Annotated in this window: 16 protein-coding genes; 4 read left to right on the top strand and 12 right to left on the bottom strand. The window is 55.0% G+C overall.

Translation table 11 applies throughout. From position 1 onward, the window contains the following. Window positions 1-172 precede the first annotated feature (172 nt). The 4 genes from MGLY_RS08535 to MGLY_RS17785 all read right to left on the bottom strand — a co-directional run bounded on the left by MGLY_RS08535 (window position 173) and on the right by MGLY_RS17785 (window position 5,424). Window positions 173-1,822 (bottom strand): alkaline phosphatase, encoded by a 1,650-nt coding sequence (locus MGLY_RS08535; protein WP_156273048.1) that lies wholly within the window; start codon window positions 1,820-1,822, stop codon window positions 173-175. A 184-nt stretch (window positions 1,823-2,006) separates the two neighbouring features. After that, window positions 2,007-3,947 carry a methyl-accepting chemotaxis protein gene (locus MGLY_RS08530; protein ID WP_156273046.1) on the bottom strand — a complete coding sequence of 647 codons (1,941 nt, stop codon included), beginning with the start codon at window positions 3,945-3,947 and terminating at the stop codon, window positions 2,007-2,009. Between the two features lie 18 nt (window positions 3,948-3,965). Continuing rightward, window positions 3,966-5,120 carry a bactofilin family protein gene (locus tag MGLY_RS08525; RefSeq protein WP_156273044.1) on the bottom strand — a complete coding sequence of 385 codons (1,155 nt, stop codon included), beginning with the start codon at window positions 5,118-5,120 and terminating at the stop codon, window positions 3,966-3,968. 163 nt (window positions 5,121-5,283) lie between these two features. After that, a complete protein-coding gene (locus tag MGLY_RS17785; protein ID WP_170290985.1) occupies window positions 5,284-5,424 on the bottom strand; it encodes a hypothetical protein in 141 nt (46 codons plus the stop codon). 254 nt (window positions 5,425-5,678) lie between these two features. Here MGLY_RS17785 and MGLY_RS08515 point away from each other — a divergent pair, with 254 nt between their 5' ends. Together MGLY_RS08515 and MGLY_RS08510 are read left to right on the top strand one after the other, a co-directional pair. Beyond that, a complete protein-coding gene (locus MGLY_RS08515; protein WP_170290984.1) occupies window positions 5,679-7,157 on the top strand; it encodes an EAL domain-containing protein in 1,479 nt (492 codons plus the stop codon). Continuing rightward, on the top strand, window positions 7,145-8,008 hold the full coding sequence (locus tag MGLY_RS08510) for a GGDEF domain-containing protein (protein WP_156273040.1): 864 nt from the start codon (window positions 7,145-7,147) through the stop codon (window positions 8,006-8,008). Before MGLY_RS08515 ends, MGLY_RS08510 begins: the two co-directional genes overlap by 13 nt. Before the next feature lie 33 nt (window positions 8,009-8,041). Here MGLY_RS08510 and MGLY_RS08505 read toward each other — a convergent pair whose 3' ends face one another. The 8 genes from MGLY_RS08505 to MGLY_RS08470 all read right to left on the bottom strand — a co-directional run bounded on the left by MGLY_RS08505 (window position 8,042) and on the right by MGLY_RS08470 (window position 15,797). Then, window positions 8,042-8,842 (bottom strand): HAD family hydrolase, encoded by an 801-nt coding sequence (locus MGLY_RS08505; RefSeq protein ID WP_156273038.1) that lies wholly within the window; start codon window positions 8,840-8,842, stop codon window positions 8,042-8,044. Further along, window positions 8,839-9,846, bottom strand: coding sequence for a LacI family DNA-binding transcriptional regulator (locus tag MGLY_RS08500; RefSeq protein ID WP_156273036.1), 1,008 nt, complete (start codon window positions 9,844-9,846; stop codon window positions 8,839-8,841). Before MGLY_RS08500 ends, MGLY_RS08505 begins: the two co-directional genes overlap by 4 nt. A 116-nt stretch (window positions 9,847-9,962) precedes the next feature. Beyond that, window positions 9,963-11,018 (bottom strand): ABC transporter ATP-binding protein, encoded by a 1,056-nt coding sequence (locus MGLY_RS08495; RefSeq protein WP_156273034.1) that lies wholly within the window; start codon window positions 11,016-11,018, stop codon window positions 9,963-9,965. Window positions 11,019-11,033: 15 nt separating this feature from the next. Further along, window positions 11,034-11,819: an ABC transporter permease gene (locus tag MGLY_RS08490; RefSeq protein WP_156273032.1), complete on the bottom strand. Its 786-nt coding sequence runs from the start codon at window positions 11,817-11,819 to the stop codon at window positions 11,034-11,036. Window positions 11,820-11,829: 10 nt separating this feature from the next. After that, complete coding sequence (locus tag MGLY_RS08485) at window positions 11,830-12,678, bottom strand: ABC transporter permease (protein ID WP_156273030.1); 849 nt, start codon at window positions 12,676-12,678, stop codon at window positions 11,830-11,832. 2 nt (window positions 12,679-12,680) lie between these two features. Next, a complete protein-coding gene (locus MGLY_RS08480) occupies window positions 12,681-13,874 on the bottom strand; it encodes an extracellular solute-binding protein (protein ID WP_156273028.1) in 1,194 nt (397 codons plus the stop codon). A 92-nt stretch (window positions 13,875-13,966) separates the two neighbouring features. Beyond that, complete coding sequence (locus MGLY_RS08475; protein WP_156273026.1) at window positions 13,967-15,307, bottom strand: hypothetical protein; 1,341 nt, start codon at window positions 15,305-15,307, stop codon at window positions 13,967-13,969. A gap of 142 nt (window positions 15,308-15,449) precedes the next feature. Then, window positions 15,450-15,797 (bottom strand): Hsp20/alpha crystallin family protein, encoded by a 348-nt coding sequence (locus tag MGLY_RS08470; RefSeq protein WP_277997926.1) that lies wholly within the window; start codon window positions 15,795-15,797, stop codon window positions 15,450-15,452. 133 nt (window positions 15,798-15,930) lie between these two features. Here MGLY_RS08470 and MGLY_RS08465 point away from each other — a divergent pair, with 133 nt between their 5' ends. After that, a complete protein-coding gene (locus MGLY_RS08465) occupies window positions 15,931-16,068 on the top strand; it encodes a hypothetical protein (protein ID WP_211662112.1) in 138 nt (45 codons plus the stop codon). Between the two features lie 81 nt (window positions 16,069-16,149). After that, on the top strand, window positions 16,150-17,940 hold the full coding sequence (gene ade, locus MGLY_RS08460) for an adenine deaminase (RefSeq protein ID WP_156273020.1): 1,791 nt from the start codon (window positions 16,150-16,152) through the stop codon (window positions 17,938-17,940). Window positions 17,941-17,989: the final 49 nt, after the last annotated feature.

The raw sequence follows: 17,989 nt of genomic DNA, 5'->3' as shown, positions 1-17,989 counted from the left end.
TAATATCCCCTCGCTACCAGTGCTTTTAAGAAAATTTTACAATCTCAGGGTTAAAATAACGTTAGCTTTGACTTAAAATTTCGTTAAAACTCCTTCTGACCGGCACCAGCTGGAAGCTCAAATTAAAATAGCCGGGGCGAAAATAACCCCGGCCGTATTATATCAGGAAATCCTAGTTTAACAGTTCCGTTGCCGCCCCGGGGATATAGGTAACGCCCTGCGGCTCACTATAAACTATCACCCCGGGCAGGTAATGCTTCTGGCCATTAATGAGCATCAGGTTCGTTCCTACCGGCAACTCGGCCTTTTTCCCGCCCTTCTCAACGATTACTTTGGGCAGGTTGGGGTTGCTGGTGTCCCAGGTGATGATAGCATCTTTAAAGGCCTGGCGCACCGGTATGAATAATTCCTTGTTCAGCCAGGTTAGATCCAGCCCCATGGCTGCGGCCACTTTCCGGGCGATTTCTGCGTTTTCAACCGTACCGGTTAATTTCCCCGGCCCGTAGGAGTAGAGGAAGACATCTTCGCCGGTATGGCCATTGGTAGTCCACCCCATGTAGGCCCTCTTGCTGATCATAGGGCCGATTACGTAGTTCAAAGAACCGGGCTTGGCCTGGCGGATGGCAGCAATCTCTTCCTCTGTTAAATCAGTTATCCCGTAGTACCGGGCCATGACTTCCACAATATTGCTCCGATCAGCATTCACCCTGGCCTCCACTCCCTGGCCAGTCAGGCGGGCTTTACGCAGGGGTTCGATGACCTGCTCAAAGCTAAGCTTGGAATAGGTATTATCGCTGGCTTTATTACCAATACTCATCCCGCCGTTACCGTGGTCGGTAAAGGCCACCACCAGGGTCTGGCCGTCTTTTTTGGCAAAGTCCAGGGCTTCCTTCACGGCGGCATCAAAGGCCAGGGTTTCGCTGATGACGCCAACAGGATCATTGGCATGGGAGGCCCAGTCGATTTCACTACCTTCGACAAAGAGGAAGAAACCTTCGGGATCCTGGGACAAAATTTCGATTGCCTTGCGGGTCATCTGGGCCAGGCTGGGCTCTTTAGCCGGGTCGCGGTCAAAGTCATAGGCCATGGCATCGTCGGCAAAGAGGCCCCACACCTTAGTGGCCTTAGTTTGTAGTAGTTCCTGGGTATTGATGACAATGGTGTAACCCATATTTTTCAGCTCATCTAACAAGTTTAAACCATCTTTGCGCGTACCGCCCTGCTCTTTAGGTAAAAGGTACTTTTTACCGCCACCAAAAGCAACATCTATCTGTTCGTAAACCTGCTGTTTCCCAATTTCCTCGTAATTACTGCGGCTGTGCCAGTGGGAAGAGAAAGCTGCCGGTGTGGCATGCTGCAGGTTGGAGGTGGCAATTAGACCGGTCGCTTTGCCCAGGAGTTTGGCTCCCTCCAGGACGGTAGCCAGCGGCCTGTACTGGTCGCCGGCGTTGAAGGAGGCCGCTCCCGGGACGGTAACACTCGCGGCGGCAATACCGATAAATTTGTCGTTTGACTTATAGCCGGTGGCAAAGGCAGTGGCTGCCGGGGCGGAGTCGGTTATAAGAGATTCCGCTGAATAAGTACGGACCGCACCGCTGACCATCTCATCAAGGGCCAGGGGACCACCCTTGTACCAGCGGGCCAGGGTCGTATGGCTGGCACCCATGCCGTCCCCAACCAGGATAATAACGTTTTTGGCCGTTGCCGCTGCTTCAGCCGGCACCAGGGGCAGGAAAGCAGCAGCAAGCAAGGTAACTACCAGGACCAGGGATAACAATCTCTGGTAACCACTATGGGTAACCCGTGAGCTGAAAAAGGGCATTGACAAAAACCTCCCTGTTAAGATTTGATGTCTCTATCATAGCAAAGAGTGTTTAAAATGAAGTAAAGCCGCGGTTATCCCGTTTTTAAAATAAAGTAAAATATTTGTTAATTGCCAGCCTAGCAGCCAGCTTGCGGGTTAAAACTGACACCCTCATATAGGACAGGCCGGGGAAAAATATAGCTTAGGTTTTAAAGGAGGCTACCGCCTGTTGCAGTCCGGCGGACATTTCCTCAAGGGTACTGGTTTCAGTATGTAAATGGCGTACAGCCTCTTCTTGATGTTCCAGAGCCCCCATTACGCCGGCAGTTAACCCGGCTGTTCGCCGGGAGATGGCGGCTATTTCTTGCACTGCCTGTTTTAATTCCTGGCTGCCGGCCGAAATCTCCTGGATGGAAGCCGATATATCTTCTACCTGCTGCAGGATTCCTCCCAGGGCGGAACGAATGTTGGTAAAATCAATTTCTGCCTGCCGCACTACCTTGCCACCAATTTCCACCTGCCGCCTGACTGCCGCCATGGCATTTACCGTATTACCAGATTCCTCCTCGATTACCTGGACCTTACGCGTAATATCCTGGGCTGCCTGCCCCGCTTCCTCGGCCAGCTTCTTTACTTCTGCGGCCACCACGGCGAAACCCCGGCCCAGTTCTCCTGCCCGTGCTGCTTCAATGGCGGCGTTCAGGGCCAGGAGATTGGTCTGTTCGGCAATACTGCCAACCACGCCGACTAAATGACTGATCTCTTCCACCCTGCCCGTCAGGCTGGTGATAAATTGCTCCAGGTTGTCCTGCTGCGCCTGGATGGCATCCATCTGGATGGTTACCTGGTTCATGCTCCTTGCTCCCCAGGCAGCAATATCACCCATCCGCGAACCTTCCCCTGCTATGGCCAGGGCGCGGCCGGCAATCTGCTCCATGCCGGCGGCAATTTGATTTAAAGTCTCTACAACTACGTTTACACCTTCAGCCTGCTTCTCTGCTCCTGCTGCAACCTCGGACAGAGCCGCTCTCACTTCACCACTTGCCTTTTGGACCGTCGCTGCGCCGCTGGCCAGTGTCCGTGCCACACCGGTTACCTCAGCGACACTGTCGGTAATTTTCCCAACAATCTCTTTTAAACCTCCAACCATCAGGGCAAAAGTAGAACTGAGTCTCCCGATCTCGTCTTGCCCCCTGCTTTTAACCTCGACATTTAGTTCTCCCCGGGCTATCCGGCTCGAAACTTCCACCAGGTTTTCCAGGGGGCGCATTAGCCTGCCGGCCAGGCTCCTGGCCAGCAAGAAGGCAAAAATAGCAATTAAACCTATCGCACTCCCCAGAAAAATGCTTATACCCTTGGCAGCAGCCATAGCTTCCGCTACCTTTCTTTCTACCACCACACCCCAGCCGATTTCTTGCAGGGGTAAAAAGGCGCCAAACACTTCCTGCCCCTTGTAATCGCGGTACCTTCCCGTCCCACCTCTACCGGCGGCAATTTCACGAGCGGCAAGGGTTTGGAAACTGGTATCTGCCTCCTCCTGGCCGGAGATCAATAACTTCCCTTGTCCGTTTAAAAGGTAGACCGAAGTTATACCAGTATGAGCGCTCTTCAACACGTCTTCCAGCGTCTTGAGGGCAAAGTTGCCCAGAAGTACACCCTTTATCTTCATACCGTCAGGGTTAACGGGTACGGCAATAGTGAGGAAAGTTGTCCCGCCAACGGTCGTTTCCTTGATAACCGTTTCCCCATTTAACGCCTGTTCTACCTCTTCTCTACCCGCCAGGCTGGCCCCATCATTAGCGTCTGTGGCCGCTATAATCGAACCATCGCCCCCTACCAGGGTCAGGGCCTCCTGGACCGGGGTGACCGACTTTTTATATAGCAAAACGTCTTTCGCTCCCCGGGGATCCAGAGAGCGTACATTCTGTGAAACGACGAGTTCCCTGATTTCACCCACCCAGGACTGAATTTCCATCTCCAATTGCCGCCGGAGAACAACTGCTGTGCCCTGCAGCTCCTGCTGCACTTCGGCGGCGCGGGCGGAGCTGAATATATAAACAACTACGGTTCCCAACAGGCCCAGCGGCAGCAAGGAGAGCAATAAAAATAAAAATATTAACCTTTGCTTTAAACTATGCCTCAACTCGGGTCCTCCCCTTACCTATTCTACCCTCCTGATCCGCCTAGGCCAGGCCAATCCGTAGCGAGCCAGCAGGACCAGCCAGCTTCCCAGGGTAATAATGACGCCCACTACCGTGATGATACCGCCCACTACGGGAATGAGTCCTAGTAGCCACAGCAGCATTGCCCCTAACAGCGTTTCCCATACCAGCGAGAACTCCCGGTCGCCAAACCTGGCCAACAACCACTGGCCGAGGAAGGCCCCCAGGACTGGTTTGAACAATAAGCCGGCGGCAAAAATCAGCCCTACATAGACAATGCCCAGCACCCAGGCTGCTGCCTGGCCCACCACCAGGATCACTAAAAGGATGATGGCAAGGGGAGCCAGGACTAGCCAGCCCAGCCCCACCCCCAAGCCGGTCCAGGGTTTGGCCCGCAATTCCTCTACCTCAGCCCGGAGGAACGGGGCCGCCAGGAGAGCCATTAACAGTGCCAGCCCTAAGAGTTTGGCCAGGGACAATAGTTGGCGCCCTAGGATTTGCCACCAGGACATCCTCTTAGCTGCTTCGGTAGCTAGTGGTATATAATTTACCCGGCCTTTGATTTCCGCCCCCTCACTGATCAGAGGAGGATTAGCTCCTTTCACCATAATATCGCCTTTTACCTGCGCCCCTGGCAGCAGCTCTAGGTGATCGGCTTCAATCTCCAGGTTACCGTCAACACGTCCTGATACGGTGACAGTATCTACCCAAGCGCGTACGTTACCGCCTACTGCTCCCGCCAGTTCCAACCGTTCCCCGCCGAACATCAGATTGCGACCGACGTTAGCGCCAGGCTTGACAGCTAGTTGTTGGCCAAAGACTGTCACCGCCCGGCCCACCTGGCCGTCTAAGGAAATGTTCTGCCCAGCAGCCCGGACGTCACCACCCACGGTGCCGCTGATGTTAAGGGTACGGCTCGCCACCAGCACGTCGCCACCGATATCGCCCTCACTGGTCACGCTATCACCGGCAGCCATCAGGTCCCCAGTTATATTCCCCAGCACTTCCACCATTCGGCCAGCGGCGTAAAAATCATCCCTTACCGCCTGCCCGCGTCCCAAGGTGACCCTCTCACCTTCCTCAGCCCGGGCTGGACCGGCCACCAGGGAGATTGCCAGCAATACTAGAAGCAGCAGGTATCTTTTGTGTTTCATCTAAACCATCCTTTCGTCATTCACATTTCTTACCTTAAATTTCCTCGTTATACTCGAGGATCAGGGCCGGCGGCGAAGGTAAGAAGGCTAAGGCTTCTCGCACAAGCCGCCAATTGATGCCCCCATACCAATGGGTAAATGCTCATCCTTCCCCCCATGGTTATCACGGAGATGCCAGTTTTTCGCCCAGCTGCCATATCACCCGGGGAATATCCCAACCGTTAAGGTAAGTGTGGCCGATGTCCAGGAGGGCAACAATACCGTCGATTTCCCGGAAAAGGCTAACATAATTCTCCTCTTCCACGGCTACACTCCCCTTTTTAAAGTACCGGTTGCTTATAAATTCTATCTTCCTCTGACTTTTATTTTACTATAGTTTTATAAACTTACAGCTAAGGCCTAGTTAAATTACTGTTAAATTTTTGAAATATCACCTCTCTTGCTAAAACATCAAAACCTGGAACCGCCAATTTTAACCTTAAAATAAGTTGAGCTTAACTTCTAGCTAAAATTGTCTATTTAAAATAGAGTTGCAATACTCCCGTGGGAGGGAAGGCTTTGTCCTGGCGCCAGTATTTAGCTGCTCAAATTTGTACTTTTGCTGACTGCCTGCACCGGCTGGGCGAAAAAGTATACCCCCATGCCAGCAAGAATTTTGACGGCCAAACTCTCTGGCGAAGGGACAACCCTTTATTCCGCCAGATTGCCGGCCGTTTGAGAAATGGTGAAAGGATCTGCTTAATCTATATAGACATCGTTAAATTCAATGAAGTGGAGTCTATTTATGGCCCCCAGACCTGTAGCCGCATCTTACGCCTCCTCCCTGCTGTCCTGAAGGAAGCAGCCGGAAATTTCTCTATAGGCCCGCTGCTGGGGATGGAATCTTTAGGCGGCGACGATTTTATCCTCTATTTCTCTTTACCTGAAAATAAAAGCCCCCGGGGACGCGAACTTTTGCAAATAACGCGGGCCTTTCGCGACAACGCCCAGGAAGTACTGAACCTGAGATTCCGGGAGGTAAAAATTAAACTTCACGCCGGCTCTACTCAACTCGCCCTAGATCCTGGCCAGGAAGTTGAAAGCCGGATTTATGCAGCCATTAAGGAGGCGATGCAATTTGCTAAAGATGCGCCGGAACTGGAGAGGCTGGAGCTTTTAGAAGAATTTCAAGCCATTTTACAGCATGGCCGCCTGGCAACAGTATATCAACCCGTCGTTTATTTACCAACGGGAGAAGTTTTCGGCTATGAAGCCTTGACTCGCGGCCCGGAAGGAAGTTACTTCGCTTCCCCCCTCAATTTATTTAACTTCGCCGTGAAAAATGGCTCCCTCTACCTTTTGGAAAGGATTGCCCGGCAACTTGCCATCCAGAACGCCCCCATATTGCCATCCCACGGCCGCCTTTTCTTAAATATCAATCCCAGTGTCATTGACGACCCCCTCTTCCGCCGGGGCGAGACCATAAAACTTTTAACCTCCCTGGGTTTATCGCCCCAGCAGATCGTTTTTGAGCTCACCGAGCGCACCTCAATTGAAAACTTTTCTAGCTTCGCCAAAACCTTAGACCATTACCGCAGCCAGGGTTACCTCATTGCCATCGACGACGCCGGGGCGGGATATTCCAGCCTCCAGGCGGTGGCCGAGCTACAACCGGATTTTATCAAAATCGATCTTTCCCTGGTAAAGAACATCCACCTTTCCCCCATCAAAAGGGCACTGGTAGAAACTTTCCTGATTTTTGCCAATAAAATAGGGGCCAGTATTATCGCCGAGGGTATCGAGACCGAAGCCGAACTGGCTACCCTTGCAGAACTCGGCGTGCCCTACGGCCAGGGTTTCTTTATCGCCCGCCCGTCCTATCCGGCCCCAACAATCAACATTAAGGTCCAGGCCGTTTTACGCGAGCGTAAGGAACTTCGCCGCCTGCCCAGGGGAGTAAACGTGGCCAGGCAAATTATGGAGCGCGGCATTACCTTTACCTCTGGGACTTTAACCCATGAAGTTGATGCCTTACTAATGAACACGTGCGTAGCGTAGTCGTTGTCGACGCCGGCAGGCCTGTTGGCCTTTTAACTCGGGACAGGCTCTACTATCACCTGGGTTCCCATTACGGCGTCGCCCTCTACCTGGGGCGCCCGCTCACGGCCGTCATTGATGCCAATCCTCTTATCGTAGATGTCGACCTGCCCCTGGAAAACGTCTCACAACTCGCCATGCATCGTCCCATGCAACGCCTTTATGACGATATCATCGTGGTCCAGGATAAAAAATACGCCGGCATCATCTCCATCCAGCGGCTCCTGGATACCATCACGCAAACGCAAATCGAGCTGGCCAGGGGTGCCAACCCCCTCACCGGCCTGCCGGGAAACAGGCGCATTGAAGAAGAAATTAACGCCCGCCTGCAAGACGGCGAGGACTTTACCTTAATCTACGTCGATATCGATAACTTCAAGGCCTTTAATGATAAATACGGGTTCGAAAAGGGCGATCAAGCAATCCGCCTGCTGGCAGACATTATTACCCAGGCTGTAACCCGGCATGGAGCTCCCGGGGATTTTACGGGCCATATCGGCGGGGATGACTTTGTCATTATTACCGTTCCCGGCCGGGCGGACGCCGTCTGCCAGGAGATAATCGCCAACTTCGACCGGCACACTCCTTATCTTTATGACCCTGCCGACCGCTCCCAGGGCTGTATCTGCTCCTTCGACCGCCAGGGAAAAAAGCAGTGTTTCCCCCTGATGACCGTCTCCCTGGCCCTTGTGGACAGCCGCCAGCGCACTTTTAAAAATCACCTGGAAATGGCGGCGGTGGCGGCCGAACTTAAACAATATGCCAAACTTCAGCCGGGCAGCATCTACGTGCGCGACCGCCGCCGGAATTAATTTTGAAGCTAGTCACGGTAAGGTAAGATAAAATTAAAGTAGAGTTAATTTTCTCAAGATCTCCATGACGCCTTTCCACGAACAGCCGCTAGTGACATACTGCGCTGTTCGCCTGAGCACCGGGTGAGCGTTCCGGACAGCTACCCCCAGGCCAGCCACTGCCAGCATCTCCAGGTCGTTGAGGTGGTTACCAATAGCTATTACTTCTTGCCAGGAAATGCCCAGATGGGCTATCAGTTCCAGTAAACCCGACCCTTTAGAAACATCAGCCGGCATGATTTCCCAGTAGTCATTCTCGGACTGGATCCAATTGACCATAGCTGCTTCCCGCGGAAAGCGCGCCGCAAAGGATCTGTATGGCCCGGAGGGGGCGATTACCAGGATCTTATTAATACCGAAAGAAGTCAATCCCGCCCACCCCGGTACGGATCGATAACGGCCGCCGTCTTTTTGGAAGTGCCGCTCCAGGCGGGAACTTAAGCCTGGTATCAGCACCTCCTCACCCCGGTAGACAACTACATCACCCGTAAAGGACGTCAGCCAATCGAGAAAAGGGATCACAAAATCAGGAGGCAAAACCTTTTCCCGGATGGGGCAGCCGGATACAGGGTCGTAGAGCCAGGCACCATTAAATAAAATGGCCGGGATGGTCACGGCCAACTGATCCAGGTAACACCTGGCAGACAGCGGTCCCCGGCCGGTAGCCAGGGTGAAAAGGCCGCCCCGCCGGCAAAACTCCCGTACGGCAGCAACAACTTGCTCTGCCACCGGCTCTCCACCTTCCGTTAGAGTGCCGTCCAGATCGGCTACCAGCAAGCGACAGGCGAGATTCATGACGCCCCGCCTCCACAAGTGCGGCGCACAGTCATTTGCACCGGTAAAATCACCTGTCGCCCTGGGGTCTCCTGGCCCTCGATCATATTCGCCAGCAATTCCAGGGAGAGATAACCCATTTCATAGCGCGGCTGGGAAACAGTTGAAAGGCCGATAAAGGAGAGTTCTCCTATTTCCAGCCCGTCATAGCCAATCACTGCCAGGTCCCCTGGGACCTTTAGTCCCAACTGCCCGGCAGCTTCCAGGATCCCCAGGGCCATGCGGTCATTTGCGGCGAAAATGGCTGTGGGACGCTCCATAGAGCCGAGTATATCCAGCGCCAGGCGACAGCCTCCCGGGGTAGTATAATCCCCTTCCCGGACCCACCGGTCATTTACCTCCAGGCCGTAGTCCGCCATAGCCTTCTGGAACCCCTCCCCCCGCGGGGCATGGGCATAAGAAGTGACGGGCAGGTTGATAAATCCAATTTGCCGATGCCCCAGGCGGATAAGGTGCGTGGTGGCCATGTAGGCACCAGATATGTTATCTACGTCCACAAAGGAGATTTCCGTTGCCGCCAGCCGCCGGCGCAGGAGGACAAATGGTACCTCCCGTGCCCGCAGCCATTCCAGGTAACCGCTCTGCAGATAATTCCCATTTAAAATGAACCCGTCCACCCGCTTTTCCAGGAGGTTCCGCACGGCTGCGAGTTCCTTTTCCTGATCCCGGTCGGTATTACAGTAGATGACGCGGTAGCCCCGCTCATTGGCAGCGTCCTCCACGCCACGGGCCACCTCCGGGAAAAAGGGGTCGCGAATATCGGGAAGGATCAGCCCTATAGTCTGCGAGCGCTTGCGTAACAAACCCCTGGCCAGGGCGTTGGGCACATACCCTTGCTTCCTGGCCAGGGCCAGCACCCGCTCCCTGGTTTCGTCACTTACATCGTTGTAGCCATTCAGTGCTTTAGAAACTGTGGCTACGGAAATACCTAATTCCGCGGCGATGGCCTTGATGGTCGGTTCCAATACCCTCTCCCTCTCCTAACTCGCTATCTTCTCGTACCCCGGCAGCTAAAAAGTTAACCGCACGGACGTTCTCTCCAACAGCTTTTCATCGACTTGCAGGAGTGTAGCTCTTCCAGCTAAGGGACAGGGAAGACAAACACTTTTACCGCGGGGATCACGGCCAGGACCGGCCCTCTCCTTGAAGGGGTAGTTGCATCGGCAACGATGGTTTGTCTACCCACAACTACAGTGTGGCGGTACAAGTTGCCCTGAAACAGCACATCTTCCACCACTCCCGCAAGGACCACCTGTCCCTCGGCAGGGGAAGTACCGGGAGATCGCAGGGTTATATCGCCCGCCCGGATGACTACCGTCACTGTAGCGGCATCCGGCGGCAATGCTAGCCCGCCAGGGAGCCGCTGCCCGGCTACCTCCAGTGCTCCCCCGGGCAATACTCGACCGGGCAAAGTATTACTATTACCCAGGAACTCCGCCACGAAGGCGCTGGCCGGACGCTGGAAAACTTCAGCCGGGCGGCCTACCTGCTCTATCCGGCCGCCATTCATGATAACTACTGTATCGGCCATAGATAAGGCCTCCTCCTGGTCATGAGTCACATGCACGGTGGTGATACCCAGTTTCTTCTGTAGACAGCGGATTTCCACCCGCAGGCGTTGCCGTACCCTGGCGTCCAGGTTGCTGAGGGGCTCATCAAGCAAGAGCACCCTGGGCTCTACCGCCAGGGCGCGCGCCAAGGCCACCCGCTGCTGCTGGCCACCGGAGAGGGCGGCGGGGCGGCGGCGCGGTAGGTCCGGGTCCCCATTCAGTTCTGTCAGGGCCAAAGCAGCCTCTACGCGGCTTTGGACTTCCCGGCGCGGCAATTTCTTTAACCGCAGCCCGTAGGCGATGTTGTCAAAAATGGTCATATGCGGCCAGAGGGCGTAGTTCTGGAATACCAGGGCTGTCTGGCGCAGGTGGGGCGGGAGGTGGGTGACATCCTCGCCATCAAAAAGGACTTGCCCGCCGTCCACTGCAGTGAATCCGGCCAGACAGCGCAGCAAGGTCGTCTTGCCACAGCCGCTGGGCCCAAGGATGGCCACCAAGGTCCCCGGTTGGATGTCCAAGGAAATCCCATCCAGGGCACGGACCCTGCCGAACCATTTCTCCAACTTTTCTACCCGAATTGCGGTCATGGACCTTATCTCCTTTCAAATGCGGCCAAAGGCCGAAAGATATTCCGCCTTCAGGAAACGTTCCATCATCAATAGCATTAAGAGTCCCGGGAGCATCAGCAGGAGGGCCGTAACAGAAGCAATTTGTAACTCGTAACCCATGGAGGTATTGTACATGAGTACCGGCAGGGTGACCACAAAAGGCGCCCCCACCAAAAGCGTGCCGGTAAACTCATCCAGTGAATAGAGAAAAACGAGGAGACCGCCGGCGATAATGCCCGGCAGGGCCAGGGGCAGGCTCACCGTGAAAAAGGTTTTTATCCGCGAAGCTCCCAGATTCCGGGCAGCTTCCTCCAGCTCCGGGGGAATGGACTGATAGACAGCTACCAGGGTCCACAAGGCGTAAACCAGGGCGCCAACCAGGTGGATCAGCACGACCCCTGACACCTTTCCGGCCAGGTTCCAGCGGTAAAGGAGCACCGCGGTGTTGGCGAAGACAGGTAGTTGCGGAAAGGCCTGCGGTAAGAGAAAGAGCATCAGTATTACCGGCTTCATAGGCATCTTGAACCGGGCCAGGACATAGGCCAGCGGAACCGTTAACAGGAGACCAAGGGCTGTTACCAGCAGAGCAATCTCCACCCCCAGGAGAAAGTTCTGCCACACGTCCCCGCCCAGGACCCGCTGCCAGTAAAACCAACCGGCTTTTTGCGGCAGGGCCGCCGGCCAGTACCATCGCTCGGCCACTGACCAGATGATGAGCCCTGACAGGGGGCCAAAGATGATAAAGAAAGCTAGGGCCAGGCCCGCAACCCGCCCGGTCAATTGCCAAACTTTAAGACCGTTCACCGCTTCTCACCGTCCTCAGGTAATAAATAGCCGCCCCGGTAGCCCCCAGGTAGGAAATTACTCCCAGGGCATTGGCTACACCATAGTCCTGCTGGTAAATAATCCGGTAATAGATATCAATCATCAACATCTGGGCTCCCTTGCCGCTACCGATCATCAGGGGAATAGAAAAGGAGGCCAGCATGGAGGAGAAGATAAGCACCGCCGCCACGGCCACAGAGCCAGCCGCCATGGGCAGGAGGACGTCCTTCACCAGGCGCCACTCTGCTGCCCCTACGTTTCTGGCGGACTCCAGGTACTCTTCCCTTACGCCACGGAAAGCCCCCAAAACCAGCAGCAAGGCCATGGCCATGTTCTTCCAGGTTAGGGCCACAACAATGCCCAGCCAGGAAAAAGCAATGGAGGGTGGAGCGGCGAGGTTTACCAGGCCGACCTGGGCCAGGGCAGAATTCAAGAGACCGTGGGGCGCCAGGAAAACGCGCATGGCGTGCCCCACCACCACGAAGGGGATAAAAAGCGGTATCTTGAAGAGGAACTCCACGACCCGGTTCGGCCGCAGGCGCAAATACCCACCGATGGCTACAGCCACCAGCAGGGTCGCCACCAGCGCGATCAAAGAAACTCCTGCTGTGAAGAGGATATCCCCCAGGTAGAGCCTGCCCACCGTGGCATAGTTGCCCAGGGTCCACTGTGCCTCCCGCCGAAAACTGATGAAAAAGGAATTGAGAAAAGGAATACAAAATAAGGCTATAACTAAGGCCAGGGCCGGAGCGGATACCGCCACTCCGGCCCACCGTTCCACCCTGTCCGGGTGAGAAATCCCTTTCACCGCCACGGCTAGTTCTCCTCGTACGCAGTCTGGATGTCCTTAAGATAAGGTGCCAGGGGGAAGGTCAGTCCGTACTTATTCAGCTCGTCGGGAGCAATGTCTTTAAATAGCTGGTCTTTTGCTTTCTGCGAAACTAGGGGTAAAACCTTGTTGGCATCAATCCCGGGGTACCAGCCGTTGCGCTCCACGATCACCTTGGCCTGTATCTCCGGGGATGCCAGGTAGTCAATATACTTGATGGCCATTTCCTTATTCGCCGCCCTGGCCGGTACGACCAGGTACATGGGCTGGCCCGGCAGGCCGGGCTGGATAAGCTTCAACCGCATCTTTGGGTCCATCCGCCCTTCGTTCTTCCAGAGGATGAACATATCCACCCATACCGGACCCATGGCAATCTCGCCACGGTTGAGCATGTCCAGGGTGCCGTTGTTGCCCTGGGTCATAGTCACGGGCAGGGATTTCAGTTCCTTGATAATGGCCGGCCAATCTGCTTCACGGGCCTTGTCGTAAGGGCCAGTAACTGCATAATTATCGTATTTGCCGGTCTTCCAGTAAATATAGCCGGTGACGAAGGCCACACCGCTCATACCGCCTTTGACGCCGTTGTAGCCGAACTTGTTGGGATTAGCCTTGATCCAGGACACCAGTTCGTCAAAGGTGGCGGGTGGATTGGGTACCAGGTCCGGATTATAGGCTATGGCCGTCTGGCTATGGAACATGGGGATGACGTACCCTTCTACGTTGGTTCCCAGGGAGTTCTTGCTGTCGAAGCTGACTACATACTTGCCGTTTTCCGTAAGAGAGACGTACTTGTCAATCAGTCCCTCCTTGATGAGGCTTTCCATCACGCTCTGATGCACCACCGCCACGTCGATATCCCACTTGTCCCTGCCGGCGTCTTTCTGGGCCTTTAGCTTGGTAAGGATGGCGTTACTGCCGGCATCGCCGGGGCCCGTGCCGATAACGTTTACCTCTACGTCGGGGTACTTTACCTTGAAGCCTGGAGCGACGGCCTCCTTCTGCAGGTCGGCCATGTTGGTATCGCCAGCGGTAGCAACATTTAAGGTAATCTTCGGTACCGCCTGGCTGCCCTGTTCCTTTCCCGGGGTTGCTTTGGCCTTATCCGCATTGCCGCCGCACCCGGCCAGCAGGACGATAGCCAGCACCACAACCAGCGCTGCTGCCAACAGTTTCCATTTCATGTTTTAATAAACCCTCCTCGTTATATCGTTAAGCGGGTTGGTCCGCCTTCATAAGGCAAATATCAGGATCTTTTGAGGGTGAGGTACAAGGATTACCGGATCGCGCTCACTGTTGCGGTTACCTGGGCCTGTCCGCTGAAAGTGTACGCATCGGTCCATGTCTGGGTCTGGCCAATAGCCGGCGTTACACTGAGGCTCCCCATGCTGTCATCGCCGTCAATATCGCTGTCCAGGACCTCGATCGTAATGGTACTGCCCGGGGGCTTGGCCAGAAAGCGGGTGTGGTAGGCGCTGGAGTACTGGAAGCCATCCGTGGCGTCATCATATCCCCAGTTAACATACCGTCTGATACCAATAGCCGTATTGTTATACTTCCAAAGCCGATCATCGGTGTATTTATCACCGTTGGTCGTTACCTTGACATAGATATCACTTTTGCCGCCAAAAGGGTCCCTGTCGGCGCGGCTGGTGACGCTTTCCACGGAAACCTTGTGGGTATAGTACGGATTATAAGCATAGACGTGAGCGAAGTTGCCTAGACCATTCAGGTGGGTATCCACCATATGGGCCGGATCGGCAAAGTTGTCGCCAGTGAAGGTGGCACCATCGTCCCCATCGTCCCAGCCCCAGGGGGCACTCGCCGCGTCGGCATTGTAATTATCACCGTCGAAAGCACCCCACCTGCCAAAAGTACGTCCGTCGCCGATGTCGTTGCGCCGGTCCCAAAGCTCATCAATGCTCTTTAAGGCATAGTTATAGACGTTGATGTAGTTGCCACTTCCCGAGACCGGTACCTGGGCCGTACCACCGTAGATATAAACAATCCCATCTCCACCAGGAGCCTCGCTACCATCATAGGCAAAGACGCCGTGCCCACCCCAGGGGCTCTGGCCGTTAGCCTGGACAAATACTTTCGGATGTGAGCTGCTGAACAGTACTCCGCCGTCCACATTATCCAGGCCCGTAGTAATGTTCGGGTCATTGGTATATTGGTACCAGTTGCCATGGGCCATCGTTTCCATGAGCTGAAATGAACCATAAAGGCTACCGTCTTTGCGTACCGCTACCAGAACGCCCTCCAGGTCATTCTCGTGCTTGTCCAGAGTCGTAGGCCCGTCATCACGTGGATGGAAAAAGTAGTAACCGATAAAATAATGGGTTTCTGTTTCCGTTACCGAATAGTAGATGTATGCAGGGGTGGGATACACGTCGAGGTTATCCCAGTTGTTGTTGCCCCGCCAGTCGCCGTCGAAGTCAAAGTTGGTGATGTAATCGGCCTTATAGCCATAGGTCGCATTGGTATCCTGATAGATCTCAGGCGCCCAATAGGCCGCCAGTTCGGCATGGGTGATAGCCCGAGCCGGGTGAACTGGAATGAGACTAGCCAGCAGGGTCAGGCCCAAAATAACACCAAGCCATTTGCGAACAAACATTATCTCCCCTCTCTTTCCTCAGGTTAAGTAATAGGGTTTTCGAAAACCTTTTCGGGATATCCCGGAAATAAGTTTATCAAATAGATATTAAAAGCTGATAAACTTGAGGTTGAAGTTAGTTAAAATCTTTTTTAAATAACGGTTAAAATTGGGTACTTGAGAAAACAAAAAGGTTGCTACCAATTTGGTTGCAACCGATATATCTTAAAAAAGTTACCAGAAGTTTATTTAAGAAAATCAATCTTAAAGCTTCGCCCTGATGGCCGGGAAGTTTAGCCAGGCGAATCTCCAGGATGCCGCGCTGGTAGGTAGCCCGGGCGCTTTTAATATTTACTGCTGCCGGCAGGGTAAGGGAACCGCTGAATTTGCCCCGGCGCCTTTCCTGCTGGTGCACCATGATTGACGGCAACAACTGGGGATCAGGTTTAATTTCCCCTTCCAGCTGCAAAATGTTTCCCTGTAGTTCCACCCGGACATCATTGTTATGAATGGCTGGCTGAACCCTCCCTGCGTAAACTGTTGGAGTAAGAAAGGAGTCCCAGTATGAAAACGAAATATACCTGGGTAAGATTAATCTGGCCAGCGTTAAAAATAATGCCGGCGTCTTTTACGGCGAAAATACCGTGCGGGGCTGGCAGGCCCGTTCCAAAAGTAATACCACCCTGGGCCGGGTCAACGGTGACGGCAACCTGATTGCCAGCCGCCTTAATTTCCTGCATGATCCCGACCTCATTGATATGCTGGTCAAAAGGACCCGGTAAAGTGTTGTCATATAAATCTTGCTATTATTTCAGTATAGTTTTATACTGGAAGTAAATCCTGAATAAAGGAGATGGCTGTCAGTGTTCCCTTCCAGGCGTCCCCTGGCTGAAGTCACCCGGGAACTGGTGGCTGCAGCTACCGGAAAAATCCCGGCCGATACCGTCATTAAGAACGGTAAAGTAGTCAATGTCTTTACGGGCGAGATCCTGCCCTGGGATATTGCCATTAAGGATGGCCGGATAGCCAGCGTCGGTGAGGTCAGCCGGAGCATCGGCCCGGCAACGGAGATAATCGATGCCTCCGGTTACTACCTCTGTCCCGGTTTTATGGACGGCCATGTTCATGTGGAAAGCAGCATGGTGACGGTAACCCAGTTTGCCCGGGCCGTCCTTCCCGGCGGCACAACGGCGATATTCATGGACCCCCATGAGATCGCCAATGTCCTGGGGCTGGAAGGGGTAAAGTTAATGGTAAACGAAGGCCGCGACCTCCCCTTAAAGGTTTTCGCCACCATGCCCTCCTGTGTCCCCGCTGCCCCGGGCTTCGAGGATGCCGGTGCCGTCTTCGGCCCGGCGGAAGTAGCCAGCGCCATGGGGTGGCCCGGGATCTGTGGCCTGGGGGAAATGATGAACTTCCCCGGCGTCCTGGCCGGCGATCCCGGTGTGCACGGCGAACTGGAGGCTACCTTAAAGGCTAGCAAACCCGTTACCGGTCACTTCGCCCTGCCGGGTGATTTCCAGCGTCTGGCCGCCTATACTGCCGCCGGCATCTCCTCCTGCCACGAATCTACCTGCAGGGAAGACGCCCTGAACCGGCTGCGCCTGGGCATGTACGCCATGATGCGGGAAGGGTCGGCCTGGCATGATATTAAGGCTACGATTAAAAGCCTGACGGAAACCAGGATCGACAGCCGCCGCGCCGTCCTGGTCAGCGATGATACCCACCCGGAAACCCTGCTTTCGGCCGGGCACTTAAACCATGTGGTGCGACGGGCCATAGAGGAAGGGCTGGATCCTGTCCGGGCCATCCAGGCAGTAACTATTAATACCGCCGAATGCTTTGGTGTCGCCCAGGACCTGGGGGCCATTGCTCCCGGCCGCTTTGCCGATATCCTCTTCCTGAAGGACCTGGCCGGCGTGGAGGTGGATAAGGTCATGGTCGACGGCCGGGTGGTCGCTGCCGACGGCCGGATGTTAATTGACCTCCCTGCCGTCACTTATCCTGACCGGGTGCGTCATTCGGTCCACTTAAAGGAACCCCTGGCGGCTGCCCACTTCCGCCTGGCAGCCCCGGCAGGCAGGAGCCAGGTCCAGGTCCGGGTGATGGAAATTATTGAGGCTAATGTCATTACCCGCCACGTCATCACCACCATGCCGGTTGTTGACGGGCAGCTGAAGGCCACCACCGCCGGGGACCTGGCTAAAGTAGCCGTCGTGGAGCGTCACGGCGGCAATGGCCGCATTGGCCTGGGCTTTGTCCGGGGCTTCGGCTTTCAGGGCGGAGCCGTCGCTTCGACAGTCGCCCACGACAGTCACAATCTCCTCATTGTCGGCATGAACGACGCCGACATGGCCCTGGCCGGTAATACCCTGGCCCAATGCGGCGGTGGTATGGTAGCCGTCCGGGACGGCAGGGTCCTGGCCCTCCTGCCCCTGCCCATAGCCGGCCTCATGTCGGACCGGCCGGTGGAAGAAGTCGCCGGGCAGGTTGCTGCCGTCCAGCGGGCCTGGCAGGAGCTGGGCTGCCGGCTGGTATCGCCCTTTATGACCATGGCCCTCCTCTCCCTGCCGGTGCTGCCGGAATTGCGCCTCACCAACCGCGGCCTGGTAGACACACTGCGCTTTGACTTTGTAGACCTGATTGCCGGTTAAAAATACTAAGCCCCCGGTTTGCAAGACCGGGGGCTTTATATAGCGGCAG

This window comes from Moorella glycerini (assembly GCF_009735625.1).
Taxonomy (GTDB): Bacteria; Bacillota; DSM-521; order Neomoorellales; family Neomoorellaceae; genus Neomoorella; species Neomoorella glycerini.
Note: the sequence above shows the minus strand (reverse complement) of the source record. Positions and strands in the feature narration are given on the sequence as shown.